We start from the raw sequence: 22,631 nt of genomic DNA, 5'->3' as shown, positions 1-22,631 counted from the left end.
GAATTGAAACAGCGCTCGTGCCATCGGTCCTGCCCGACTACCCAAGCGTCTTATAGCGAATCGGATATGATCTGGAGACCACGTGCTACGGCAAGTGGGCGACCCCGCGAACGCAGCTTTGAGACGTCCCGGATGGTGCCTGCGCCGTGCCCTAATGGTTAATACGCGTTAACCCTAAATCGCTTGACCGACTCGGAAGAACGGAAGAATTTACGCTCAACACGAAAAATAGCGGCATCGAGCGTAGATGACAGAGCAAGCACAAATCGACCCTAGTCATCGCACCGGGAAAAAGGTGCGCTCGCTGACGCGCCTCATCGAGTCGGACGCGGATCTGCTGAGCGCGCAGCTGAAGGAGTTACGCACCCGCGCATTTCCGCCGGCCGCTCAAAAAGAGCTTCGCAGATTCACCTCAGGCGAGGCCGCCAAGTTGGTGGGGGTCACCGACGCCTACATCCGGCAGCTGTCCATCGCAGGCGACGTTCCCGAAACCGAGAAGAACTCTCGCGGCCGTCGCCTTTTCACGCTCGAGCAAATCCACGAGGTGCGAAGAACGCTCGCCCGCTCGAAGCCGAACTACCTGCCGACTCGCCGCCCCGGCGACCACCTCCAGGTGATCGCCGTCACAAATTTCAAAGGCGGGTCCGGCAAGACGACGACTGCTGCGCACGTCGCGCAGTATTTTGCGATGCGCGGCTTCCGCACCCTCGCAATAGACCTCGACCCGCAGGCATCGCTCTCCGCCCTGTTCGGGCTACAGCCGGAATTCGATCTGCAGGAAAACGACACTCTGTACGGCGCAATTCGCTATGACGAGCACCAGCGCGCGATGAGCGAGGTGATCCGCAAGACCTATTTCGCTGGCCTCGACATCGTTCCCGGTAACCTCGAACTCCAGGAGTTCGAGCACGACACGCCGCGGGTACTTGCCGAGGGACGGAGAAGTTCCGATCGGATGTTCTTCTCCCGCATCGCGACGGCGTTGGCCTCAGTGGAAGATCGGTACGACATCGTCGTCCTCGATTGCCCACCCTCGCTCGGCTTTCTGACGCTGTCGGCGCTTTGCGCGGCCAGAAGTGTGCTCGTCACCATCCATCCGCAAATGCTCGACGTGGCCTCGATGTCCCAATTCCTGCACATGACGTCCAGCCTCCTTGACGTTGTCGAGCAGGCAGGCGGGGACGCCGACTATGACTTCTTCCGCTATGCAATCACCCGGTACGAACCCTCCGACGGACCGCAGGGACAGATTGTCGGCCTCATGCGTAGCTTGTTCGGAGAGCGGGTACTCACGACTCCAATCTTGAAGTCGACCGCAATTGCGGACGCCGGCCTCACAAAGCAGACGCTCTATGAGATCGGGCGGGAGAACTTCACCCGGACCACTTACGACCGTGCGATCGAGGCGTTGGACACCGTCCACGCGGAAATCGAGGCCCTTGTTCTCGACGCATGGGGGAGGGCGGCATGAATAAGCGTCGTGACCAACTCAAGGCGATGATGGCGCCCATCACTGCGCCGCCGGCACCGAGTGAAGAGCGGTCAGCGCGCCCCCCTGTGACATCGGGCTCGCTCAAGGCCATGGGGCTTTCGCTGAAAAGCCTCTCGGATGACGCAGACGAGGCCCAAGCGCTCCGGGCACAACTCGCGTCGGGCGCACAAGTTGTCGAGCTTGATCCAAAACTTGTCGATCCCTCCTTCATTCGAGACCGTCTGGACGATGTCGAAGGAGCGGACTTCGAGTCGTTTAAAGCAGGCCTCCTGGAAGTTGGACAGCAGGTCCCAATCCTAGTCCGTCCGCGCACTGACGCGCCGGGGCGCTACCAAGCTGCATACGGACACCGGCGGGTCGCCGCACTTCGCTCCCTTGGACGGCCGGTGAAGGCGATCGTACGAGAGCTCAGCGATGAAGAGCTCATTGTCGCGCAAGGAAAGGAAAACACCGATCGCAAAGACCTCTCATTCATCGAACGGGCACTGTTCGCCGCTCGTCTCGAGGATCGAGGGTTCACGAGAGCGGCCTTGATGTCGGCGCTGTCGGTGCAAAAGGGAAACCTGTCGACGATGATATCGCTGGCAAGAGACTTGCCGGAAGAGCTCATCGTCGCAATTGGCGCAGCCCCGAAGATTGGTCGGCCGCGATGGGAGCAACTAGCGTCGCTCGCAAAGCAAGGCGACGCGAAATGGCGTGAGATCGTCTCAGGCCCGACTTTCCCAGCCTTGGCGAGCGATGCTCGATTCGAGCGCGTGTTGAAGGCGCTGGTACGCCGGCCGAAGCGGCCAACAGCACATATCGTCAAGAGCGATGACGGCAAGCAAGTCGCGCGCGTCGAGCGTGCGAAGGATCAGATCCGACTTACCATCGATAATCGGCACGACCCGGACTTCGGTCCCTATCTCGTCGATCAGCTCCCAGAAATCTACGCGGCGTTCAAACGCCGTGAAGATGCGTGAACCGCGTACCCTGAACACACGAAAGGAACCATAGCGGCAAAAGAAAAAGGCCCCCGAAACGTCTCCGTCCCGGAAGCCCTCGTCTTGTTTGGCGACAGATAGAGAATCACTTCCGCGAATCGCAGTCAAGTGTCTCATGCGAGACAGCGTCGTTTCGGCGAGCAGATTTCCTTTGCCCGGATGAGGGCAAGACATGGAGCCACACACACCAACGACGCCCTTCGGGCGGCGATCGCTGACGCTTGCCCACGTGGCAACGCAGATCGCCGCATCGTCGCGGCCGCCTGAGAAGGTTGTACACAAGTGGAAGATCTTCCAGGCGATCTGCAAGGCGCGGCCGAGCCTCGGCGTGACGGAGCGCGCGCTCTCGGTCTTGAACGCGCTTCTCACATTCCACCCCGAGACCGCGCTGACGGGTGAGGACGACCTCGTCGTCTTCCCTTCGAACCAACTCCTGTCGCTTCGCGCGCACGGCATGCCGGCGTCGACGCTGCGACGGCATCTCGCGGTCCTGGTCGACGCGGGCCTCATCGTCCGGCGCGATAGCCCGAACGGCAAGCGCTACGCCCGCAAAGGCGCTTCAGGCGAGATCGAGCTGGCGTTCGGCTTCGACCTCTCGCCGCTCGTCGTCCGCTCAGAAGAGTTCGAGAGCCTGGCGGCGGCCGTGGAAGCCGAAGCGCGCGCCATTAAGCTCGCGCGCGAGCGCATCACGCTGTGCCGGCGCGACATCGCCAAGATGATCGCGACCGGCATCGAAGAGGGCGTGCCGACACGCAGGGGAGGGCAGGGGCCTGCGGACTGGGCTGAGGTGCATGCCGGTTTCCGCTCGATCGTCGAGGGGATTCCACGCACAGCGACGCGCGACCAACTCGAGGCGGCTGCCGAGGAACTATCGCAATTGGCTGATGACGTCCTCAACTTGCTGGAAACGCATGTCAAAACACAAGATATGAGCGCCAATGAGTCCCGAAGTGAGCGCCATATACAGAATTCAAATCCAGACCCCTTAATTGATCTTGAACCTGGCTTTCGAAGAAGCCGGGCGGCGACGGCGGTGCCAGATCCTGAAACGCCGAGGGTTGCGGAAACGGCCTATCCGCTTGGGTTGGTGATGAAGGCCTGCCCCGACATCGCCGACTACGCCAAGGGCGGGATTTCGAACTGGCGGGACCTGCTGGCGACGGCGGCCGTGGTGCGGTCGATGCTCGGGATCAGCCCCAGCGCCTGGGAGGAGGCGCAAGCCGTGATGGGCGAAATGCAGGCGGCCGTGGTTGTGGCGTGCATCCTCCAGCGCGGCGCGGCCATCCGATCGGCCGGCGGCTATTTGCGCGGCCTGACCGAAAAGGCGCGGGCCGGGGAGTTCTCGCTCGGGCCGATCCTGATGTCGCAGGTCAACGCGCAGCTGCGCACCAAACGATCGGCGTGACGGCGTGGCGGTCTCGAGGGGAGGGAGCGCCCGATTCTGGCGGGTCGGTGCACGTTTGCGACGGCGCGGCCGGAATTTCGCGGACCGGCTTCCGGTCGTGCCCGGGCCGTTTGCGCTGCTGTCCTGCCGTTTGGCCAAGGCGCACGGTAGCTGGTCGCTGCTGCTGTCTCCGTTCGGTGTGCCGTCGACTGCTTGGATCGCCCCGAAATCCAGCGCTGCGTTTTCTCGCTGGTGCAACGTCCTCGATGGATTGGCATCGACAACGCGGATTCTTGCCGCCGAATTTTGGCCCGGCGCGGGGCGATGGCGGTACGGCGACGATTGCTCGCTTCTCCCCGTTGGGCAGCGCTCCCGGTTGCATGGCTGGATTCCTATGGCCGTCGCCGGCACGTCGGTCCCTACGCCCGAGAATTTTCCCGTGCCGCCACCCGCAAGCGGGTCCCGTCGGCATTCCTCGCGCACGCGCCTGCGGCGCCAAAATTCACGGGCTGACGGGACGCAGCGCTGCGCTCGCCCTTCGCCCGCGTCTCGCGGGCTTCGGCTCTGTGCTGTCTTCCCGGCCATAACGGATCGCCATCGCAACGGGGCGCAGCCCCACAAGATGGAGAAAGACTATGCGCAACATCGCCGAATTCACCCTCATCGGTCGCGTCGGGACCATCATGTCGTTTGGCATTTAAATACAAGAATGCGGCGATTTTGTTCGAGGTGGGCACTTAATCGTGAGAGTCCCAACAAGCAGATTCTCAAATTAACTGCATTTGCCTGGAAGCTCGCAGCTTGGCGGCTCGAGCTATCATGTTCTCGGCGGCGTCAGAGAATCGGACTTTGTTGTCGCCCATCATGTGCCCTCGCAACATCCGGAGCATTTCCGGGCCGGCGCGCTCGACAATGGCTACACCGGCCAGCAGTGCCGGCCGCAGGTGAAGCGGGAGAATAGGCCTTGCAGGGGTTGGGAGGTTCTCGTGTTCTGCGGCAACGACATCGTCGAGATCGGGAATGATGGCACCGAGCACCCTGTAGCGCCAAAGCTCATGCTCGCGCGGCAGGGGCCAGATCACTCGCCGCATCAGGAGAAGCCGTGCGATTTCGGCAGGCGAAGTCCAGGTTCGGACGCCACGTTCGGCTTCATCATCGAGCAGCTTTTCGCCACGAAGAGCTGCACCGTAGTATTGCCGGAAGGGGGAGGGGAGTTCGCGCCCACCGGCATCCCGGAGTTGGTTTCCACACAGAGGGCAAGTGATGCGCCATCCGAGCAGCTGGCTTCGCAGGATTGGCGCAGTGTGACCAGGGCTACAGTTCGTGCAGTACTGCGCTGGCATCGCGGCGAGAAGCCGATGCGATGATTGCACGACATTGCCGAAGGTCATTCGGCGCACGATAGCCGGCTCTGTAGCGAACACCCTGGCGAGACGGATTTCCTGATCACCGCTCAAATGGAGATCGGTTGCTCGCAATGAGGAGGCCTCCGGCAGGCAATGTTGGAGCATGACCAACGGCGGGACCGCATAGAAACTGGCGTGCCGGCCTATCCAGGAGGACAGCAGTTCGTCCGCATAGGGCGCTAACCGCACCGGCAATTGCCGAGGCGGCGTGGTCTCCGTCATGCGAATGCCGCCTCGGCATCGAATTCCGGCTCCCATCTCTCGATCGCTTCGTCGGCGATGTGCTCGCGACCGCTTTCGACGGCGCCGATTGCGAGGCTGTTGATCATGTGGAAGATGTTTGCCGTGATCCCTTCGGTGATCTGAAGTATCCGACGCAGCGATTTCGGGGTGAGCATCGAAGGCTGACGCAGTGGCGTGTTGCGCAGGATCGACGCCACAAGGTTCTCGAACTGCTCGTTCGCAGCCCACCTGTTCAGGGTGAATTGCTCGAACCGGCGCGCAAGCTGAACGTCGCCGCTAATCGCCTCGCGCGCCTCGTTGACGCCGAAGCAGACCAGCGAGATCTGCAGACGATTGCTGAGGAAGCGAAGAGTGTTCAGGACAATGCGCTGCTCGCGATAGGATCCAGCGAGAATGTTGTGCACCTCGTCGATCACCAGCACCTGTACGCCGATGGCCTCCATGATGCGTAACGCAGCCTGTTCCATCTGGGCGATGTCAGCGCGGGGCCGTTGCGGTGCGCCGAGAAGGGTGAGCAGTTCGGCGTAGAACCGCCGCTCGCCGGGCCGGCTCGTCATCTCCATGGCCAGAACGGGCGTCTTTAGCGTACCCGTGACCGGGTTGAAGCTCGGCGGGTGTTCGTCCCGGAACCGCTTCATAATCATGGTCTTGCCCATGCCGCTGTCGCCATAGATCGCGACCGAGGGCATGCGCGTGCCACGTGGATGGTCGAGGAGCACGCTCAGCCGATCGAGCGCCTGCTTGGCGCGTGGGTAGAGCACCCAACGGCGCGATCGTATCGCGCGAATGCGCCGCTCGTCCGTTTCGACAAGCAGTGCGCCGGCGCCGGCGGTCAGGTGGGAGATTTCATCGCTCATGTTTACTCCAGCTCAATCTGTATCCTCGACAAAGGGTACAGGTTTGCTGGAGTCGACACCGCGGAGCGAGCCCAATCCCCGATCATCCACGTTCGATTTCGAAGAAGTCTTCCCGCGTCGCGCAGCCGCCGTCTTCTTGGTTGCCGCCTCGACCAATTCTCGCTGCGCGACGGCTGTGCGGACGATGGCGCGTGTGTCGACTTCGCGACGGCCTTTTGCACGTAAGGTACGCCGGGCGGTTAGTGCCTCGTGCAGCGTTATCGAGGGCAAAGTCACGTCGGCATAACGGGCCTCCACGAAGTTTCCCGATGGCCGTCGGACGAAGACGCGCCCCATGTCGCGCGGATCGTATTTTACGAGTAGGCGCCGGTCAGAACGTCCAATGTCAGCGCTCAATGCCGGCGACCAGTAGCGCAGTTTGAACAGATGAATCCCGTCCGGCATCAACGTCCGCTCCTGCTCCGGCAGGAACGTCAGCCAGAAGCGCATTCGGTCTTGCGGCAGTCGAAGCGGGATTTCGCCCTCGTGCTCCCGCCACACCGCGATCGGCGGGCGGCCCAGAGTGCTGTGGATCGATTGATGGTAGGCGCCGACGATGTCGAGAGCGATGTATCGCTCAAGCTCCCTCAAAGTCAGTGCCGCATGCCGCTTGGAGTCGTAGTCGCCCAACTCCTGTTCGTTGCTGAAGGTTGTTCCGGGCAGGAGATGCAGCCTCCCCATCTGAGTGCCGATCAGGCGCTCGATGTGACCGCCGAAACGCGGCTCACCCGGTGGCCGCCAGTCGATCGCGATGCCCGCGTCCTGGCATCCTCGTTTGAAGGCCCGGCTGCGGAAGTCGGCACCATTGTCGACATGCACCATGTCCGGCAGACCGGCGACGGGCCAAGGCTCCATTATCTCGCGTTCACGCAGCCATGCCGATTTGTCGAAGACGGAGTGTAGCAGGCACAGGCTGGTGGACAGGCGGGACGGCGCCTCCATCGTGAGATAGAAACCGGTCACCATCCGACTGCAGACATCCATCGCCAGCGTCAGCCATGGCCGTCCGATCGGCCTCCGTGTCTCCTCGTCAACGACAAAGATGTCGGCCTTCGTATGGTCGATCTGGACCACCGCCAGTGGACGAGAGGCCTCGAACGATCCGGGAACGGCCGTTGTCGCCTTGACGACTTTCTGTTCGCCGCGCCGCTTTGCGCGCTTCTGCAGGTCGATGTCCTTGACGCGGGCGACGATCGTTCGGCGATGCGGCTGCTTCAGTCCGACCGATACGCAGTTCGTCTGCACGTCCCGCACCAATTGCGAGATCGTCGGTCGGGTCCGCTTCAGGAAGAATCTTTTGATAGTGTTGCCAACGATCTCCTCCCGCTTCTCGTCCAGCGTACGATGACCCTCAGGCCGTCCGCGCCTACGATCGACAAGAGACAGAACGGTCCCGCCGACGCGGAACAGCTTGATCAGCCGGTAGGCCGTCGCCTGGCTCACATTAATCTCAGCCGCGAGCCCGGAAACCTCTGCGGCGGTCGCACCGTCAGGATTGCGCTTCAGGAAGCTGCGGATCGCATCTGCCCGTCGGCAAGCTTCATCCCAAGGCGCCTCGTCGATTTCGTCAGGGAACCGATCGTTCATGGCAGGCTCGCGAGGAAAACATCACAAGACTCATTCTCACATTAAGTAACAAAAGCCAACACACATTATCGAATAAACTGCCCATTCGCAAATTAAGTGCCGGCGTAAGCGTCTGAAATCATAGAGGCATGATTCTCATATTTAAGTGCCGAGCGACACCAAGGGAGGCGCCAGTTCGTTGGAGATCAGCAGCGCGCTGCGTGACAGCATGAAGAAAAAGGGCTGGTGACGATGGCTCGGCTACCCGGCGGGCGCGTCGGCGATGAGCCCGGATCGCGTAGCTCGGTCGATCAGGTTCTTGACGGATGACGGCGACCATTTCGAGCCGCCGCGAGGCGTCCGTTCATGCAAACGCTCAAGCTGGGCGGCGATTTCTCGCAGCGTCAAGTCCGGGTTTGAGGCGTGGATGCCGGCCACCAGGGTCATCAACCGGTCTTCGGGCACGCGGGGCGGAGACTTCCTGAGCAAACCCGCATCGGCGAGATGCTCAGCGACGAGCCACTTGACCGCCCGGCGCAGGCGCTCAGGCGTCCAGTCGAGACCCCGCTGCTTCAGGAGCCTGGCGATGTCGTCCCAAGTATGATCCGGCCGCCTCCGGCGCACCGTCGGCAGCCATTGGTTCATCGTCGCTTGTACACGGACGCCGAATGCCGCCTTCTGGGCCGCGGTGACCTTGGCCAGGGCTTCCGGCCGGCGCTCGCGGATTCCAGGGTTGCCCGGCAGCTTTCCTTTAGACTTCGCCGCTCTGATCCCGGCCTTGGTGCGTTCGGAGATCAGCGCCCGCTCAAGCTGGGCGACGGCGCCCAGAACTTGCAAGGAGAACATGCCCTGGGGCGTGGTCGTGTCGATCGGATCCCGCAGCGATCGAAAATGCGCTCCTTTCGTCGTCAGGTCCTCGATGACCTCGAGCAGGTGGCTGACCGAGCGCGCCAGACGGTCGAGCCGCACCACGACGAGCGTGTCGCCGGCGACGATCTCGCGGATCAGCCTGGCCAGGGCAGGGCGGGCACGCGAGGCGCCAGAGCCGTGCTCCTCGACGATCGTCTCGCAGCCGGCCGCGCGCAGCTCGATTTCCTGTGCGGCGGTCGCCTGCTCGTCCGTTGAGACGCGCGCGTAGCCGATCTGCCGGCCCTGTGGTCGACGGGAGCTTCGATTTTGCGTGTCAGCGGCCATCCCGAGCGCCTGAGAGTGCGTTATAGAGAAGGTTTTCCAAACAAAGAGGATAAGGATAACCGATCTTTTGACGACATCTCTTGAGGTCCCCCAAATCGGAAATGCCAGCAGTAGGGCAGGGGAGGGGGGCATTAGAGCCCCGACGCCTTTGTCAGATTCACCCGGAACCGATCACGGCGTCGCTGATATTTACGCGTCATCTCCGCGGAGGCATGACCAAGCTGCTTCTGCACATAACGCTCGTCGACTTCGGCCGACGAGGCGAGGCCGGATCGCAACGAGTGTCCGGCGAACAGCTTGCCCCGCTGGCTCTCCGGCAGATCGCCGCGCACGCCGGCAGCCAGCGCGGTCCGCTTGACAAGGCGCGCGACCTCCTGGTCGTTGAGCCGCTCCGCACCGACGGCCTTGCCCTGACCGGTCACCCGGCGGAACAGCGGGCCGTGGACGATCCGCGCGAACTTAAGCCAGGTTTGGAGTGCCACGACAGGACAGGTTGCATCGGAGGAGCCCCGGCCAATCTCGACCTCTCGCCAGCCGGTCTTGCCGCGCAACGTCACCAGCATCCCTTTGTCCAGAATCTCCACCCAGCCGGAGAAATCCTCTGTCTGGTCGCGGCCGACGTCGAGGCCGACGATCTCGGAGCGGCGCAGGCCGCCGGCAAAGCCCAGCAGCAGCATGGCTCTGTCCCGCAGACCGCGTAGGGCGCCGCGGTCAAGCGTTTCCAGCATGGCAATCAGATCCTCGGGCAGCACCGCTTCCTTTTGCCTAGGTGGGGCGGCGTGCTTGTTGCGAATGCCGGCCATGACGGTGGCGATATGACGATCCTTGCGATCCAGCGAAAGGCCGCGTTGCGAATAATTCCAGGAGAGGGAAGAAAGCCGGCGTTCGATGGTCGACACGGAGTTCGGCTTCTTGTCGCCCGTCACGGTCCCGGAGGCGCAGGCGGTGATGTAGAGGCCAACGGTTTGCGGGTCTGCTGGCAAGATTTCGACACCCTGGCGCCTGCACCAGCTGGCAAAATGCTTCCAGTCCGAGGCGTAGGCGCGGCGCGTGTTGGTCGAACTTGCCGCCTCGACATAGCCGCGAGCCCGATCGGCGAGAGCGTCGAGATGCGCGGGCAGGCGCGAAGTTGCGGCGGCCGGAAGGGGAGGGGAGGGCGTCTGGGCTTCGGCAGCTGCATCCTCGGGAACCCCGCCCATTTCCAGGACGAGGTCGACAATGTCGGGCAGATCGTCGGGGGAGCCTTGCTGGGACGCGGTGTCGGCCGACATCTTCCCCGCGGGAACATCACCTTCGGCGGCGGTGCTGTGGGACGGTCCGCAGGGTCGCGCGACGCGATTTTCGAGGTTCTGCTCGACGTTTTGGGCCATTTCTCATATAAAGAGCAAAATGACCGATAATGCAATCTTATCGTTCATTATTCACACACGACAGGCACAGCGCTTTTTGTCCATTTCTGTTGCCAAAAGCGCCGCGATGATTCATGGTTCTGCCGATGATTCTCCATCCCGGATTCACTTCACGCCAACCCGTCACGGTGCGCGACGCAACGTCCGCAGCGCCGGGTGCGGCGGTGCCGGCGTGGCTGCGCGCGGCGGTCCCGGATGCGAAAACCCTTGGCAGCCATGGCATCGAGGACGTGGCGCTCGCTGCCGGCGCCGCGCTCGGCGCGCTCGACGCGGTGGTTCGCCGGCAGGAGCGATGGGCCGGTGCCTGGCGGCAACGGCTGGCAGTGACGGCGGCCGCGGTGACGGCAAGGCAGGCAGGCCGCATGGAGGATGAAAATGCGCTGCGCGACGCCGTGCTGCTGACGCGACCCGGGGACGATGTCGGCCCCGCCGGCCGGTTGCTGCTGGCCTGGCACCGGCTGGCCACGCGGCCAGCGGAGGAACTGCTGACGAGGAGACATCTGGCTGCCGTGCTGGACGCGTTCGGTTATGCCCCGGAGGACGCGGTGGTCGGCGCTCTGGCCGACGATGTGCGGCAACGCGCGGCCGGCACTGGGACGGTCGGCATGCTGGCCGGCGCGTCGATGGTCGCCGGGCGACACGGGTTCGGGCACGCCGTGGGAGCCTGGCTCGCCGACGCCCTCCTCGCGCAACGGCTGGGTTGGTCCCATGCGGTGCCGCTGCAGGGCGGCGAGGCTGGGGTGGGCACGGGCGCCCGTTCGCGGCGATCGGCGGGCAGCACCGGGGTGACAAACGTCGAGACAGATGCCGAGCGCGCCAAAAGCCTGCTTGCCGCGCAGGCGCTCGCTGCCATCCGGGCGATCGATCTCTCCACCGATCTCGGGCGCCGCGCGGAACGACTGCTCGGCGTCGCGCCAAGACTCCGGGCCAAGGCGGCGGACGCCGTCGTCGAAAGGCTCCTATCCGACGACGCGATCGTTGCCTCGGACAGGATTGCCGGCATCAGCGACCGGGGCTTGCGCCGGCTGTTCGACCGTCTGGTCGAGCTCGGCGCCCTGCGCGAATTGTCGGGCCGCGCGACCTTTCGCATCTACGGGCTGTGACGATGGCGGGGGAGAGTGCGCGTCGGGGAAGGGCGGACGAAGACGCGCTGTTCGACCGGGAGCTGGATCAGTTGCCGCCGGAAGCGCGCTGGCGCGAATGGATGAACCGCGTCGAGGCGGTCATCTTCGCCGCGAGCGAGCCGGTGGCGCGCGAGACGCTGGCGCGCATCGTCGGCAAGAGCTGCAGCATCGACCTTCTGATCGACGACATCCGCGAGGAATTGCGCGGCCGGCCCTATGATCTGGTCACTGTGGCCGGCGGCTGGAAACATCTCACTCGGCCCCCCTATGCCGATGCCATCCGCAGTGCATTCGGCACGGCCGCCGGCGGCAGCGGCCGCGCCAAAGACCTGACCCAGTCCGAGGTGCTGGTGCTGATGTGCATCGCCTATTTCCAGCCGATCACGCGGGCAGAGTTGTCGACGTTCTTCGGCAAGGAAGTTTCGCGCGACCTGATTGGCCATTTGCGCGGCGCGAAACTGATCGCCTCCGGCCCGCGCAGCCCGACGCCCGGCGCGCCATACACCTATGTCACGACAAAGGAGTTCCTGCTCGAGTTCGGCCTCAATACGCTGCGCGACCTGCCGGATTTCGAGGCGCTGGAAGATGCCGGGCTGCTTTCAAAGGAAAAGCTGCTGTCGGGAGATATACCGGTCGGTCTGGCGAGCGGAGAGGACAACGGTGAAGAACAACCAGAAGACGATATCGTCGAGGACAAGCTATCTTGAGCGGATCGTTGCTGCTATGGCCGGGATGACTAGGCAGAAACGTTCGCGTTCCTGAAAAGGAAGAGATTTTGTTCAGACTGAAGGTCTTCCCGAACATGCAAGGATCCTGGGCAGATTTTCGTGCTCCGTTGCTGCGCCTCTTGCACGAGGTTGTGTTTGGCCTCCAGCTACTTGCCGTCGGCGTCTCGCTTTCCGCCTGTGCAAGCCGGCCGGGTCCCGAAATTTTGGAGCCGGTGCAAGCCCATGTCGACGGAGCGCAGATAGTCACCGTCTACACAGCAACCACCCGCGCCAGGGAGGCGCCTGGCGTCACCCGGTTCACTGGCGAACGCGCGCGGCAGACGAATTACGCCACCTTCGACATCTCGCTGCCGCCTGGCAGGCAGCCGGGGAAAATTGACTGGCCACGGAATCGACCGGATCCGTCAAGGACGGTCGCGGTCGTCGATCAGCAGGGTTTGGACGAGCGCGAGTTTCTCGCGAGACTCTCGGCCTCGGCGCGATCGACGCAAGGCGAGGTCTCCCTCTTTGTGCACGGCTACAACCAGAATTTCCAGCAGGCGCTCTTCCGGCTTGCGCAGATGGTCGGGGACAGCCAGCAGGAAACTTCATCCATATTGTTCGCATGGCCCTCGCAGGCCACGGTTGCAGGGTATGTCGCCGACCGCGACGCAGTTATCTATTCGCGCGACTATCTCGTGGAGATGCTCGCCGCCCTTGCCCGCGATCGCAATGTATCTAAGATCAATCTTTTCGCACATTCGATGGGCGGCCTGCTGACGGTCGAGGCGCTGCGGCAACTGCGTCTGACAGGCCAGGATCGTGTTCTCGACCGTCTTCAGGTGGTGCTCGCCGCACCCGACATTGACGCTGACGTGTTCCGTGCCCAGATGAACGTCGTCGGCCCGATGGAGATGCCGTTGATCGTACTCGTTTCGCCGGACGACCGAGCCCTTCTGGTCTCGCAGCGTCTGGCGGGGCAGCACGAGCGCGTGGGCGCTCTCGATGTCAACGATCCGCGCGTCGAGGAAGCCGCGCGACAAGCTAATGTTGCCTTCATAGATATTTCCTCTCTCGACACGTTGGATCCCCTGAACCACAACCGCTATGCGCTTGTTGCCTCGATTTACGCGCAACTCGAGGAAACGGGAGACTTGAACGCGGGACAACCGCTTCGGCAGGCCGGCGCTTTCGTCTTCAAATCAATTGGTTCGACAATCTCGAGCCCATTCGTTCTCGTTGGAAAAGCGCTGGCCGGCGATTGAGACGCCGTGCGACGGCGACGGACATCGCAATTGTGAGGGTACTGAGCCCTGCGAAGTTATGGTTAGACCAGTGTGTGCGCGTGGATCTGAACCGGCATTGATATGCTCAGCTTGCTCGTTCAGTGCCGAGAGTGGCAAGCGACTTCAATCGCCCAATTGGCCGGCAGGCGCTTCAGGCGCGTGGCGCGAAGCAACTGACCCCCTCGCCAAACAATCCTGGTGGCGCCGATGACAGGGTTGCATTTTCTGTTGCGCGGTCCGTCGCCGTCCCGCGAACGCTTTTTGCGAACGGCTTGGCTCCAGACTGCGCCTCTCCATAGAAGCTACTACGGACTGCGCACCGGGTAGCCCTCCGCCTTCAGGAAAAGCACTGACCGGATTGTTGTTTTTACGCCCTGCCTTCCACAGGCGCCGCGTGGGATTGAAGCCGGTGCCGCGCTTCGGCACGATGCAGCAGCCACGTCGGCCCAAGGGCGACCAGGAATACGATCGTCACGACGATGAACCCATCCCGGAACGCGGCGGTGTTGGCCTGAATGATGATGGTTTGCGCCAGAAACGACGCGGCCGTCGGCAATTGCTGGAAGTCGGGGACACCCGCTGTCTTGACCATTGCAGCGACCTGGCTCAGCAACGTCATCGTCGCGGAGTTGTCGCTGGTTTGGGTCGCGGCGAACGCGTCAGCGTGCATGACGGTGCGCCGTTCCATGAATACGGCTAACAGATTGACCCCGAACGCGCCGCCAAGCTGTCGAATGAAGTTGATCGCGCCTGATCCCTGCGCGACCAGTTCTCTTGGAAGAACCTTAAGCGATGCGGAGGTCAGAGAGGGAAACACCAGCCCGAGGCCAATGCGCGAAAGAACGGTGAGCCAGGCAAGCATCCAGAAGGTGGTGTTGATGTCGATGTCGGCCGTCAGGTAAGAAGAATAGGCGAAAATGGCCATCCCCGAGCCGATCAACCAGCCGGATGGGAGCTTATCAGACATGCGTCCGGCAATCGGGAAGACAAAGACCAGCACGAATCCCGACGGCATCAAAAGCAATCCGGCCTGGGTAGGGGTGAAACCCTGAATCGTCTGCACGAACAGCGGGACCAGATAGGTCGATCCGAACAGACCCGCACCCATGATGAAGCCGACCAGGCAAGCCGAAGCGAACGGCAGCTGCCTGAATAGCCGCATGTCGAGCATGGGCTTGGCCGCCCTGATCTCCCACCAGACAAAGCTTGAGGCCGCGATCGTAGCGATCGCGAATTGCGCGAGGATCGGATCGGACGTCCAGCCTTCTCGCTGAGCGTTCGTCAGCGCATTCAGCAGAACACCAAGGAACACGCTCAAAAGCAGCACGCCGAACCAGTCGAATCCTGGACGAGGACCCTTGTCGGCGCGGGTCGGCAGAAACAGATTTGACAAGAAAATGCCGAGGCCGGCAAACGGAAGCCCGAGATAAAAGACGTAGCGCCAGTTGAAAGCGTCGATCAGGATCCCGCCGATCCATGGGCCGAGCGCCGGCGCAAGCACAACGCCGATGCCGAATATGCCCATGGCGGCGCCGCGCTGGTCAGCCGGAAAGACCTGGAACAACAGGACCATGGCGAGAGGCTGAACGATGCCAGCGGCGGCGCCCTGGATCACCCTTGCGACAGTCAGGACGGTTTCGTTCGGCGCGATACCGCCAAGAACGGACCCCGCAGCAAACAAGGCCAGGGCCGCTATCATGCTGGCTCGCTGGCCGAATGCCTTATTGGCCCAATCGGCAAGCAGCATGGTCGCCGTCATTGCTGCAAGGAAGCCGGTCGAAATCCATTGTGCCTCGACCTGGCTGATGCCGAAAGCGCCCATGACGCCGGGTATCGCGACATTGACGATGGTCGTCGACAGAACGACGGCGATGGCCGAGATCATCACAGTGCCGGTCGCGAGCCAGCGATAGGCCGGACCGTAGCTGTCGAACAGGTCCTCAATCGACATCGATGCTGACTTCCACCATCATTCCGGGGCGCAGGAGACCATCCTGCTGTTCGATGGATATCCGCACCGGCAGGCGCTGGGTGACCTTGGTGAAGTTGCCGCTCGGATTGGGGCTCGGGAGCAGAGCGAACTGGCTGGTGGCGGCTTCGCCGATCCGGACGACTTCGCCGAGGAATTCCCGATCCGGATACGCGTCGATGGTAATCTGCGCCGCCGCGCCGGCCGTCAGCCGCCTGAAGTCCGTCTCCTTGACGTTGGCGTCGACCCAGACTGTGCTCGGGTCGTGGTAGATCAGGAGCCGCGTGCCGGGCGATACGTACTCCCCCGCATCGATAAAGGTGCTATCGATAACGCCGTCAAACTCTGCCCTGATGTCGCGGCGGCCGAGGTCGATGCGTTTCTGTTCGATCTGCGCGGAAAGTGCCTCGACCTGCGCATCAAGGGTCGCGATCTGCTGGTCGAGCACGCCAATTTGCGCCTCTTCAGCCGTCACGACTTCGAGATTGGCGCGGGCTGTCAGTATCCCGGCCGCAGTCAGCCGTTCCTGCTGGGTGGCGGCAGCCAGCCGGGCGTCCGAGTCTTCGAGCTGCTGGGCCGATAGCACGTTTCGACCTGCGAGCGCCTTTACACGGTCGAATTGAGATTGCGCGTTCTGAAGCGCGGCCTCGGCGGCGGCATGGGAGGCTTGAGCCGCGGCAATCTGGGCTTCTGCCGCCTGAAGCTTTGCCGCGACCTGACCTCGAACGAAACCCTGCTGGGAACGCAGCTGGTCCTGCTGGGATTTGACGCCTGTGACCTGTGCTTCCAGGCCCTTCAGTTCCTGTGAGGCGGATGCCGCATCGATAGTAGCCAGAACCTGTCCACGAACGACCTTGTCGCCCGCGATGACGGGAAGCGATATGATCCTGCCGGACACTTCGCTGCTGACGGCGATCATATTTGCCGCGATGCGGGCGTCATCGAGAAAGACATGCGTCCACCGCGCGGCCAGCCAGGGATAGGTGAAATAGGCGACGACGCCGAGCACCGCGAAAAGCGCCGTCGCGCGGACGAACCTGCGCGCTCGCCCGCTCTTCTTCATAGCGGGTGGTGTCTCGGCAGTGCCAGCATCTGCGTTCGCAGCCCCGGAGAATTGCAACGGCTTTGCTTCCATGTTCATTCTACGATCTTTCCAGCCTGTCGCCGATGAGAGCCAGCACGCGGTGCGCTGTCGCCAGATCATCCGCGGGAACGCCTTCGAGCAGTTCTTCCCTGAACGCATCGGAAATGCGCGTGATCTCCTCGATAAGTGGCTTGGCGCTTTCCGCGAGATGGATTTTCTTGACCCGCCGGTCATCATCGGAATCGACGCGCTCGATCAGACCGCGCTGCTCGAGCGCATCCAGGAGACGCACCAGGGTCGGTCCCTCCACCCCGATCTGCTCGGCGAGATTCCTTTGCGACATCGCCCCCGACCGCCGCAGATGCAGCAGCGCGATCCATCGCGCCTGCGTCAATCCGAGATGTTTCACGCGCGCATCGAGGCCGGTTCTCCAACGACGCCCAACCCGTGCAAGCTCCATGGCGAATTCCTGACCGATGCCCACTTGATAGCTTTCTTATTGATAGTATGCTACCGACATAGCGCAACTCCGGTTATGGTGCAACGTGGCAACGCAGGTACCCATGTATCGACGCATTCTCCTCGCCTATGACGGGTCCGTCGAAGGTCGTCTGGCGCTGCGCGAGGGCGCACGCTTGGCGCGGCTCTGCGAGGCCCAGGTGTGTCTCCTGGCGGTTGTGCAGATTTCCACCGGGATTGTCTTTGCCGAAGGTGTTTATCCCGGAGTCGTGGGCGAGCAGAGCGAGGTCTATAAAAACATCCTCGCCGAAGGTGAACGGCGGTTGCGGGAAATCGGATTTGAACCCGACACGCGCCTCAACATGGGCGATCCCGGACCGGAAATTCGCGCCGTCGCGACGGAAATCAACGCCGATCTGGTCGTTATCGGGCATCGCCAGCACGGGACCCTGGCGCGCTGGTGGTCAGGGTCCGTTGCCACATACCTCATCGACCATCTCGACTGCAGCATGCTGATCGGACGAATGGAGGTTTCCGACGCGGAGTTCGACAGACTCAAACCGAGCTATGGGGTCCCAGAGTGACTGTCCTCGACCCGGCGCCGAGCAGCTCCGCGGTGACGCCACAGAGGGATACTGGCGTCGGCTTCCTCCCTGAAAAGTTCGCTCTGGCCCTTGAGGCTATTGCCTTCGTCAAAGCATTTCGAAAGAAACTCTTGGTCGAATTCGAGTTTGCAGGACTGGCTCTTACGCCGGCCGAAGCGCGCGTGCTAATGTTTTTGGCCCGTAACGAGGGTCTCAGCCAATCCCAGCTGGCTCAAATTCTTTCGTGCGAACCAATGACGCTTGTCGATAACCTCGACCGGCTCGAGGCTGCAGACCTGGTCGTCCGCAAGCGCAATGAGGTGGACCGTCGCGTCAAGTGCATCTATCTGCAGCCCCGGGGCAAAGCTCTTGCGCCAAGGGTCCAGACGATTGTGACGGACCTCCTCAACAGAGCGGAACAGGGTGTTGCCGAACGACATATCGAACTGATTCGGGTCGGGCTTTCGCATATGACGGGGAACCTGGCCAATCCGCCGAACATTTAGTGCGAGGCGCCTGTCACATGCTGACCGGCAGGTAGGCGCGAGATTCTGGAATCCCTCATACTCGCTGGAAGTGGAAGTTCTCCGATGCGTTTCCTTTCTCCCCTCCTCGTCTCTGGATTGTTATTCGGATCTCTTGTTTCTGCCTCCGCTCAGGATAGAGATCCGCTCTCGAAGTTGCCGCCACCCGACAGCATCAAGCTGTCGTCTGTGATCGAGCAAGTTGAAGGTCGTCCGGGCTTCTATGGCATCGAAAGCATTACGTTTGCAGATGGCGAGTACCGAATCGTCTATTTCATGGGGGATGGTGCGGAAGTGCGCATCAACTACGATGCGAAAACCGGGGCCAGCCGGCCGCCGCGGCGCGGCCTGTTTGGCAACTAAAGGGTGCGCATTTATCTTTCAGCGCTGACCCGCGATTGTCGAGCCTGCAAATACGATTTGCGAATTGCGAAATTTGGCATAAACCAATCCGGCAAGAGGATGAGGCTCTTTCCACGTTGCAAATCGCTATGACAGTTCGGCTATGATTAGTCTAAATATAGGTGCGAAGCGTGCAGAACAATCTCGTAGATAACTTATCAGCCAACGCACAATCGGACCGCCTAGACATCCTCGCGAGATACTTTTTGACGAGCAATCTGCTCTTTGAATCTCTTCGCCTGGAGTTCATTCATTTTGATGCTTCGCGAGCCGAAATCCGAATCCCGTTCAACGGTGAATTTGAGCTGGCGTCGGATGAGGGTCTCTCGACCGGGATACTCACGACCGCTCTCGATTCCATTTTCGGACTTGTTGTGCTCGCAAATCTCAAGCAACTGGCTCCCGTGGCGACGATCGGCCTGAACGTCGACTTCACATCCACGCCTCGCCGGGGAGAATCTGTCATCTGCCACGCAGAATACGGCGGATCGTCTGAACAGGTAGCTCATGTGCGCGGGCATGTCGTCGGTGAGGAACATGGGAAGATGTTCGCATTTGGAAGTGCCACGTTCATGATCGGCACGCGCGGACCTGCAATCAATCCCATATCATGAGCACAATCATGTCTTCCACAGTCGGCCAGACCGAGGCTGGGTATCTCTCTTTGGCCGACTGCCTGGCGATCTCACCTTTCGCCCGGTTCCTGAATATCCAGCCACGGATTGACGGAGATTGCGTCGTCCTCAAGCTTTGCTTTGCCGAACATCACATTGGCAATCCGATGATCAGGGCTCTGCATGGCGGCATCGTCGCCAGTCTCTGCGAACTTTCGGCGTCCACCCTGCTCGCTTTTCAGACGCGGGCGCCCTCCATGCCAGGAACTCTCAATCATAACATCAGCTATCTGCGGTCGACGATCGCCGCAGATTGCTATGCGCAAGCCTCGATCGAACGCATCGGAAGACGAACTGCGACCTTGTCTGCGCGGGCGTGGCAGGAGGATGTGGAGAACCCGGTGGCGATTTCACGCCTCACTTTCCGGACCAAGGGAGTCTTTGACGTTTCTGATCAGCCCCCCGATTGACGGTGCCTTTGCAAAGCTTCGTCACTTGAAATGCATGTCGAACAAGTAAGAAAGACCAGCGCTCGATTGAACACCCTTATCGCGGGGCTTCGTATTAAAACGTAAGATGCTTGCGGTATTCCACGCTCACAAAGTCTTCTGGTCGTAGAGTTCGCGACAACGCTGTATGTCGGGCCAATTGGCTTCCAGCCAGCCGATCAGCGTACGAACGGGAATGAGAAAGCTCTTTCCTCTTTCGGTCAGCTCGTACTCGACCCGAGGGGGGACTTCCGCGAAAACGTCACGGGTGACAAGCCCGTCGCGCTCGAGGTTGCGGAGCGTCGTCGTCAGCATGCGCTGGGATACCCCTCCAACAGCGCGCATCAATTCTGAGAAACGCAGTCGGTTCCCGCTAGCCTCAGCCAAACGTGCGATCACGAGAAGGCTCCACTTGTCGGCCATCCGGTCCAGAAGCGGTCGTACGGGGCAGAGCTCGGGCGCGATGGGACCGGCGGCATCGATCGAGATATCAATGTTCACGGCTTCTCCTTTCATGGTTACACGCAGGTAACAGACTTATCCGCACGTGCCTACTTCCCATGGCGTTGATTACGAATAGGATGAAAGTATCAAAAACGCACTATGGAGGGAAGCGATGTCGGCCAGGAACCTGAACATCGCGCTGTGGACGGCCCAGGTCCTGCTCGCCCTGGTGTTCGGGGCAGCCGGAGTTATGAAGGTGACCATGCCTCTGTCCGACCTTGCGGGGATGTTGACCTGGCCGGGAAATGTTCCGTCATGGCTGGTCCGGTTTATCGGAACGGCGGAGCTGGCCGGTGCGATCGGTATTCTCGTGCCTGCCTTGACCCGCATACAGCCATTGCTCACGCCGCTGGCGGCGTTGGGATTTGCCATCATTCAGATCCTGGCGGTGCCCGTTCACATATCGCAGGGCGATATCGCAATGGTCGGGCCGGTCAACGCCATTTTGCTGGCGCTGGCGCTGTTCGTTGTCTGGGGCCGCTATCGCAAGCTTCCTTTCCCGCCGAAAGGGGCGCTTGGATGAGCAGGATGCCCACCCTGTTCATCCCACACGGTGGCGGACCATGTTTCTTCATGGACTGGGATCCTCCGCACACCTGGGACAAGATGGCGGCGTTTCTGCGCGGGGTGCCGGCCAGTCTCCCGGAAAAGCCGAAAGCAGTACTGATCATCTCGGGCCATTGGGAGGAAGCGCGGGTCACAGTGCAGACCGGCGCCAAGCCGCCGCTGCTGTTCGATTACTACGGCTTTCCCGATCACACTTATCAGTTGACCTTTCCTGCGCCTGGATCACCGTATCTGGCGGCGCGCGTGTCGGACCTGCTGGGGGCGGCGGGGTTTTCGGTGCGGGGCGACGCCGTGCGGGGCTATGATCACGGGGTGTTTATTCCGCTGAAGCTGGTATTTCCCGAGGCGGACGTGCCGGTGGTGCAACTGTCGCTGCGTGCCGATTATGACCCGGCAGCGCATCTGGCGATGGGAGCCGCTCTGGAGCCCCTGCGTGACGAGGGCGTGCTGATCCTGGGCAGCGGCATGAGCTATCACAACATGGGCGTGCTGATGAAGAGGATGCGCGGCGGGACGCAGGACGTGGAGCCGACTTCGCAGGTCTTTGACGACTGGCTGACCGGGGCGGTGACCGACCCCGATCCGAGCGCGCGCAATGCGACGCTGATGGACTGGACGCGCGCGCCCGCTGCCCGCGATGCCCACCCCCGAGAGGAGCATTTCCTGCCGCTGCATGTGGTGGCGGGAGCCGCCGGAGCCGATATCGGCCTCAAGGTGCTGGACGATGTGGTGATGGGCGCCGTCGAATCCGCATTTAATGCGACATCAATTCAAATCTGAACCTCAAGGAGCAAGATCATGACAGCAATGCAGAACGGGCCGTTCCTGGTCACCGGAGCCTCGGGCCATCTGGGACACCGGGTTGTGGAACTGTTGCTGGAGGGCGGAGCCGGGCCGGTGATCGCTACGACGCGGTCGGTGGATAAACTAACGCGGCTGGCCGCGCAGGGCATCGAGGTGCGCAGCGCCGATTTCAATAATCCGGTGGGCCTCAAGAATGCTTTCGCCGGAGCCAAGCGGTTGCTGATCATCAGCACCGACGACCTGGAGCCCGGAAAGCGCCTGGTTGCTCACAACGGAGCCATCGAGGCCGCAGTGGCCGCTGGCGTTGAGCACATCGTCTACACGTCGCTTACCAACCCTGGCCCGGAATCGCCGATCACATTTGCCGTTGATCATCGGGAAACCGAGGCTCTTTTGGTTGAAAGCGGCATCCCCCATACCATCCTGCGCAACAACCTTTACGCCGATCTGTTCCTGATGAGCGCACCGCAAGCGATTAAATCGGGACAACTGTTTGCCGCTACGGGCCAGGGCCGAGCGGGCTATGTCACCCGCGAAGATTGCGCGAGGGCGGCAGCTTCCGCTTTGATGCGCGAAATCGAAACAAAAACCTATGATATCACCGGTCCGGACCTCGTCTCGCAGGCCGATCTGGCTGCGATACTATCGGACATATCGGGCAAGACGATCGCCTATGTCCCGATTACCGTGGATGACCTCAGAGCCGGGATGATCGCCAACGGATTGCCCCAGACGATGGCGGAAGCCTTCGGGTCCTTCGACGATGCAATCGCAACAGGCCATATGGCCGTCAGCACCGGCGCGGTGAAAGATCTCACGGGGAAAGCGCCTGCCAGCGTGCGCGATTTCCTCGGCAAGAACGCCGCGTCGCTGCTGGAACCGGGCGCGGCTTAAGAGCCCGGACCCGAAATTCAGCAAGGCTCGCCATGTCGAGCCTTGCTG

At 61.8% G+C, this 22,631-nt stretch carries 23 protein-coding genes; 14 read left to right on the top strand and 9 right to left on the bottom strand.

Translation table 11 applies throughout. The features are described 5' to 3' along the window. Positions 1-247 precede the first annotated feature (247 nt). The 3 genes from repA (at position 248) to repC (ending at position 3,880) form a co-directional block, all read left to right on the top strand. A complete protein-coding gene (gene repA, locus ABMA32_RS22695; protein ID WP_349016030.1) occupies positions 248-1,471 on the top strand; it encodes a plasmid partitioning protein RepA in 1,224 nt (407 codons plus the stop codon). Then, positions 1,468-2,454 (top strand): plasmid partitioning protein RepB, encoded by a 987-nt coding sequence (gene repB / locus ABMA32_RS22690; protein ID WP_349016029.1) that lies wholly within the window; start codon positions 1,468-1,470, stop codon positions 2,452-2,454. The genes repA and repB overlap by 4 nt, the downstream gene beginning before the upstream one ends. A gap of 193 nt (positions 2,455-2,647) precedes the next feature. Continuing rightward, complete coding sequence (gene repC / locus ABMA32_RS22685; RefSeq protein WP_349016028.1) at positions 2,648-3,880, top strand: plasmid replication protein RepC; 1,233 nt, start codon at positions 2,648-2,650, stop codon at positions 3,878-3,880. A 746-nt stretch (positions 3,881-4,626) separates the two neighbouring features. Here the strand turns inward: repC and ABMA32_RS22680 are convergent. The 5 genes from ABMA32_RS22680 to ABMA32_RS22660 all read right to left on the bottom strand — a co-directional run bounded on the left by ABMA32_RS22680 (position 4,627) and on the right by ABMA32_RS22660 (position 10,534). Then, positions 4,627-5,487: a TniQ family protein gene (locus tag ABMA32_RS22680; RefSeq protein ID WP_349016027.1), complete on the bottom strand. Its 861-nt coding sequence runs from the start codon at positions 5,485-5,487 to the stop codon at positions 4,627-4,629. Further along, positions 5,484-6,365: a TniB family NTP-binding protein gene (locus tag ABMA32_RS22675; RefSeq protein WP_349016026.1), complete on the bottom strand. Its 882-nt coding sequence runs from the start codon at positions 6,363-6,365 to the stop codon at positions 5,484-5,486. The genes ABMA32_RS22680 and ABMA32_RS22675 overlap by 4 nt, the downstream gene beginning before the upstream one ends. 12 nt (positions 6,366-6,377) lie before the next feature. Beyond that, the gene (locus ABMA32_RS22670) at positions 6,378-7,991 is read right to left on the bottom strand and encodes a Mu transposase C-terminal domain-containing protein (protein WP_349016025.1); all 1,614 of its coding nucleotides are present in this window, start codon (positions 7,989-7,991) and stop codon (positions 6,378-6,380) included. A 240-nt stretch (positions 7,992-8,231) separates the two neighbouring features. Beyond that, the gene (locus ABMA32_RS22665; protein ID WP_349016024.1) at positions 8,232-9,164 is read right to left on the bottom strand and encodes a recombinase family protein; all 933 of its coding nucleotides are present in this window, start codon (positions 9,162-9,164) and stop codon (positions 8,232-8,234) included. 131 nt (positions 9,165-9,295) lie between these two features. After that, positions 9,296-10,534, bottom strand: coding sequence for a site-specific integrase (locus ABMA32_RS22660; RefSeq protein WP_349016023.1), 1,239 nt, complete (start codon positions 10,532-10,534; stop codon positions 9,296-9,298). A gap of 113 nt (positions 10,535-10,647) precedes the next feature. Between ABMA32_RS22660 and ABMA32_RS22655 the strand changes: the two genes are divergently transcribed. The 3 genes from ABMA32_RS22655 (at position 10,648) to ABMA32_RS22645 (ending at position 13,669) form a co-directional block, all read left to right on the top strand. Further along, positions 10,648-11,676, top strand: a complete 1,029-nt coding sequence (locus tag ABMA32_RS22655) for a DUF1403 family protein (protein WP_349016022.1) — start codon at positions 10,648-10,650, stop codon at positions 11,674-11,676. 2 nt (positions 11,677-11,678) lie between these two features. Beyond that, on the top strand, positions 11,679-12,404 hold the full coding sequence (gene scpB, locus ABMA32_RS22650; RefSeq protein WP_349016021.1) for an SMC-Scp complex subunit ScpB: 726 nt from the start codon (positions 11,679-11,681) through the stop codon (positions 12,402-12,404). A 68-nt stretch (positions 12,405-12,472) separates the two neighbouring features. Next, positions 12,473-13,669, top strand: coding sequence for an alpha/beta hydrolase (locus ABMA32_RS22645; protein ID WP_349016020.1), 1,197 nt, complete (start codon positions 12,473-12,475; stop codon positions 13,667-13,669). A gap of 388 nt (positions 13,670-14,057) precedes the next feature. On the opposite strand, the gene ABMA32_RS22640 is transcribed toward ABMA32_RS22645, so the two are convergent. Genes ABMA32_RS22640 through ABMA32_RS22630 form a run of 3 tightly spaced genes read right to left on the bottom strand, consistent with a single transcriptional unit; the run spans position 14,058 to position 17,203 of the window. After that, positions 14,058-15,641: a DHA2 family efflux MFS transporter permease subunit gene (locus tag ABMA32_RS22640; RefSeq protein ID WP_349016019.1), complete on the bottom strand. Its 1,584-nt coding sequence runs from the start codon at positions 15,639-15,641 to the stop codon at positions 14,058-14,060. After that, complete coding sequence (locus ABMA32_RS22635; RefSeq protein WP_349016018.1) at positions 15,631-16,800, bottom strand: HlyD family secretion protein; 1,170 nt, start codon at positions 16,798-16,800, stop codon at positions 15,631-15,633. The genes ABMA32_RS22640 and ABMA32_RS22635 overlap by 11 nt, the downstream gene beginning before the upstream one ends. A 1-nt stretch (position 16,801) precedes the next feature. Next, positions 16,802-17,203 (bottom strand): MarR family transcriptional regulator, encoded by a 402-nt coding sequence (locus ABMA32_RS22630; protein ID WP_349016017.1) that lies wholly within the window; start codon positions 17,201-17,203, stop codon positions 16,802-16,804. A gap of 85 nt (positions 17,204-17,288) precedes the next feature. Between ABMA32_RS22630 and ABMA32_RS22625 the strand changes: the two genes are divergently transcribed. The 5 genes from ABMA32_RS22625 to ABMA32_RS22605 all read left to right on the top strand — a co-directional run bounded on the left by ABMA32_RS22625 (position 17,289) and on the right by ABMA32_RS22605 (position 19,796). After that, a complete protein-coding gene (locus ABMA32_RS22625; protein WP_349016016.1) occupies positions 17,289-17,786 on the top strand; it encodes a universal stress protein in 498 nt (165 codons plus the stop codon). Further along, the gene (locus ABMA32_RS22620) at positions 17,783-18,292 is read left to right on the top strand and encodes a MarR family winged helix-turn-helix transcriptional regulator (RefSeq protein WP_349016015.1); all 510 of its coding nucleotides are present in this window, start codon (positions 17,783-17,785) and stop codon (positions 18,290-18,292) included. Before ABMA32_RS22625 ends, ABMA32_RS22620 begins: the two co-directional genes overlap by 4 nt. 84 nt (positions 18,293-18,376) lie before the next feature. Beyond that, on the top strand, positions 18,377-18,673 hold the full coding sequence (locus ABMA32_RS22615) for a hypothetical protein (protein WP_349016014.1): 297 nt from the start codon (positions 18,377-18,379) through the stop codon (positions 18,671-18,673). Between the two features lie 170 nt (positions 18,674-18,843). Beyond that, positions 18,844-19,326: a PaaI family thioesterase gene (locus ABMA32_RS22610; protein ID WP_349016013.1), complete on the top strand. Its 483-nt coding sequence runs from the start codon at positions 18,844-18,846 to the stop codon at positions 19,324-19,326. Positions 19,327-19,334: 8 nt separating this feature from the next. Further along, complete coding sequence (locus ABMA32_RS22605) at positions 19,335-19,796, top strand: PaaI family thioesterase (protein WP_349016012.1); 462 nt, start codon at positions 19,335-19,337, stop codon at positions 19,794-19,796. Between the two features lie 126 nt (positions 19,797-19,922). On the opposite strand, the gene ABMA32_RS22600 is transcribed toward ABMA32_RS22605, so the two are convergent. After that, positions 19,923-20,315, bottom strand: a complete 393-nt coding sequence (locus tag ABMA32_RS22600; protein ID WP_349016011.1) for a winged helix-turn-helix transcriptional regulator — start codon at positions 20,313-20,315, stop codon at positions 19,923-19,925. A gap of 115 nt (positions 20,316-20,430) precedes the next feature. Here ABMA32_RS22600 and ABMA32_RS22595 point away from each other — a divergent pair, with 115 nt between their 5' ends. The 3 genes from ABMA32_RS22595 to ABMA32_RS22585 are packed head-to-tail and all read left to right on the top strand — an operon-like array spanning position 20,431 to position 22,583. After that, complete coding sequence (locus ABMA32_RS22595; protein ID WP_349016010.1) at positions 20,431-20,841, top strand: DoxX family protein; 411 nt, start codon at positions 20,431-20,433, stop codon at positions 20,839-20,841. Then, a complete protein-coding gene (locus ABMA32_RS22590) occupies positions 20,838-21,665 on the top strand; it encodes a DODA-type extradiol aromatic ring-opening family dioxygenase (protein WP_349016009.1) in 828 nt (275 codons plus the stop codon). The genes ABMA32_RS22595 and ABMA32_RS22590 overlap by 4 nt, the downstream gene beginning before the upstream one ends. 18 nt (positions 21,666-21,683) lie before the next feature. Continuing rightward, complete coding sequence (locus tag ABMA32_RS22585; RefSeq protein ID WP_349016008.1) at positions 21,684-22,583, top strand: SDR family oxidoreductase; 900 nt, start codon at positions 21,684-21,686, stop codon at positions 22,581-22,583. Positions 22,584-22,631: the final 48 nt, after the last annotated feature.

It is taken from the genome of Mesorhizobium quangtriensis (assembly GCF_040081925.1).
In the GTDB taxonomy this organism is placed as follows: domain Bacteria; phylum Pseudomonadota; class Alphaproteobacteria; order Rhizobiales; family Rhizobiaceae; genus Mesorhizobium_K; species Mesorhizobium_K quangtriensis.
This window is presented reverse-complemented; position numbering and strand designations above follow the sequence as displayed.

Excerpts from the sequence above, each read along its gene's own strand:
- repA (WP_349016030.1), top strand. The coding sequence starts at position 248 with ATGACAGAGCAAGCACAAATCGACCCTAGTCATCGCACCGGGAAAAAG.
- repB (WP_349016029.1), top strand. The coding sequence starts at position 1,468 with ATGAATAAGCGTCGTGACCAACTCAAGGCGATGATGGCGCCCATCACT.
- repC (WP_349016028.1), top strand. The coding sequence starts at position 2,648 with ATGGAGCCACACACACCAACGACGCCCTTCGGGCGGCGATCGCTGACG.
- ABMA32_RS22680 (WP_349016027.1), bottom strand. The coding sequence starts at position 5,487 with ATGACGGAGACCACGCCGCCTCGGCAATTGCCGGTGCGGTTAGCGCCC.
- ABMA32_RS22675 (WP_349016026.1), bottom strand. The coding sequence starts at position 6,365 with ATGAGCGATGAAATCTCCCACCTGACCGCCGGCGCCGGCGCACTGCTT.
- ABMA32_RS22670 (WP_349016025.1), bottom strand. The coding sequence starts at position 7,991 with ATGAACGATCGGTTCCCTGACGAAATCGACGAGGCGCCTTGGGATGAA.
- ABMA32_RS22665 (WP_349016024.1), bottom strand. The coding sequence starts at position 9,164 with ATGGCCGCTGACACGCAAAATCGAAGCTCCCGTCGACCACAGGGCCGG.
- ABMA32_RS22660 (WP_349016023.1), bottom strand. The coding sequence starts at position 10,534 with ATGGCCCAAAACGTCGAGCAGAACCTCGAAAATCGCGTCGCGCGACCC.
- ABMA32_RS22655 (WP_349016022.1), top strand. The coding sequence starts at position 10,648 with ATGGTTCTGCCGATGATTCTCCATCCCGGATTCACTTCACGCCAACCC.
- scpB (WP_349016021.1), top strand. The coding sequence starts at position 11,679 with ATGGCGGGGGAGAGTGCGCGTCGGGGAAGGGCGGACGAAGACGCGCTG.
- ABMA32_RS22640 (WP_349016019.1), bottom strand. The coding sequence starts at position 15,641 with ATGTCGATTGAGGACCTGTTCGACAGCTACGGTCCGGCCTATCGCTGG.
- ABMA32_RS22635 (WP_349016018.1), bottom strand. The coding sequence starts at position 16,800 with ATGAACATGGAAGCAAAGCCGTTGCAATTCTCCGGGGCTGCGAACGCA.
- ABMA32_RS22630 (WP_349016017.1), bottom strand. The coding sequence starts at position 17,203 with ATGGAGCTTGCACGGGTTGGGCGTCGTTGGAGAACCGGCCTCGATGCG.
- ABMA32_RS22615 (WP_349016014.1), top strand. The coding sequence starts at position 18,377 with ATGCGTTTCCTTTCTCCCCTCCTCGTCTCTGGATTGTTATTCGGATCT.
- ABMA32_RS22605 (WP_349016012.1), top strand. The coding sequence starts at position 19,335 with ATGTCTTCCACAGTCGGCCAGACCGAGGCTGGGTATCTCTCTTTGGCC.
- ABMA32_RS22595 (WP_349016010.1), top strand. The coding sequence starts at position 20,431 with ATGTCGGCCAGGAACCTGAACATCGCGCTGTGGACGGCCCAGGTCCTG.
- ABMA32_RS22590 (WP_349016009.1), top strand. The coding sequence starts at position 20,838 with ATGAGCAGGATGCCCACCCTGTTCATCCCACACGGTGGCGGACCATGT.
- ABMA32_RS22585 (WP_349016008.1), top strand. The coding sequence starts at position 21,684 with ATGACAGCAATGCAGAACGGGCCGTTCCTGGTCACCGGAGCCTCGGGC.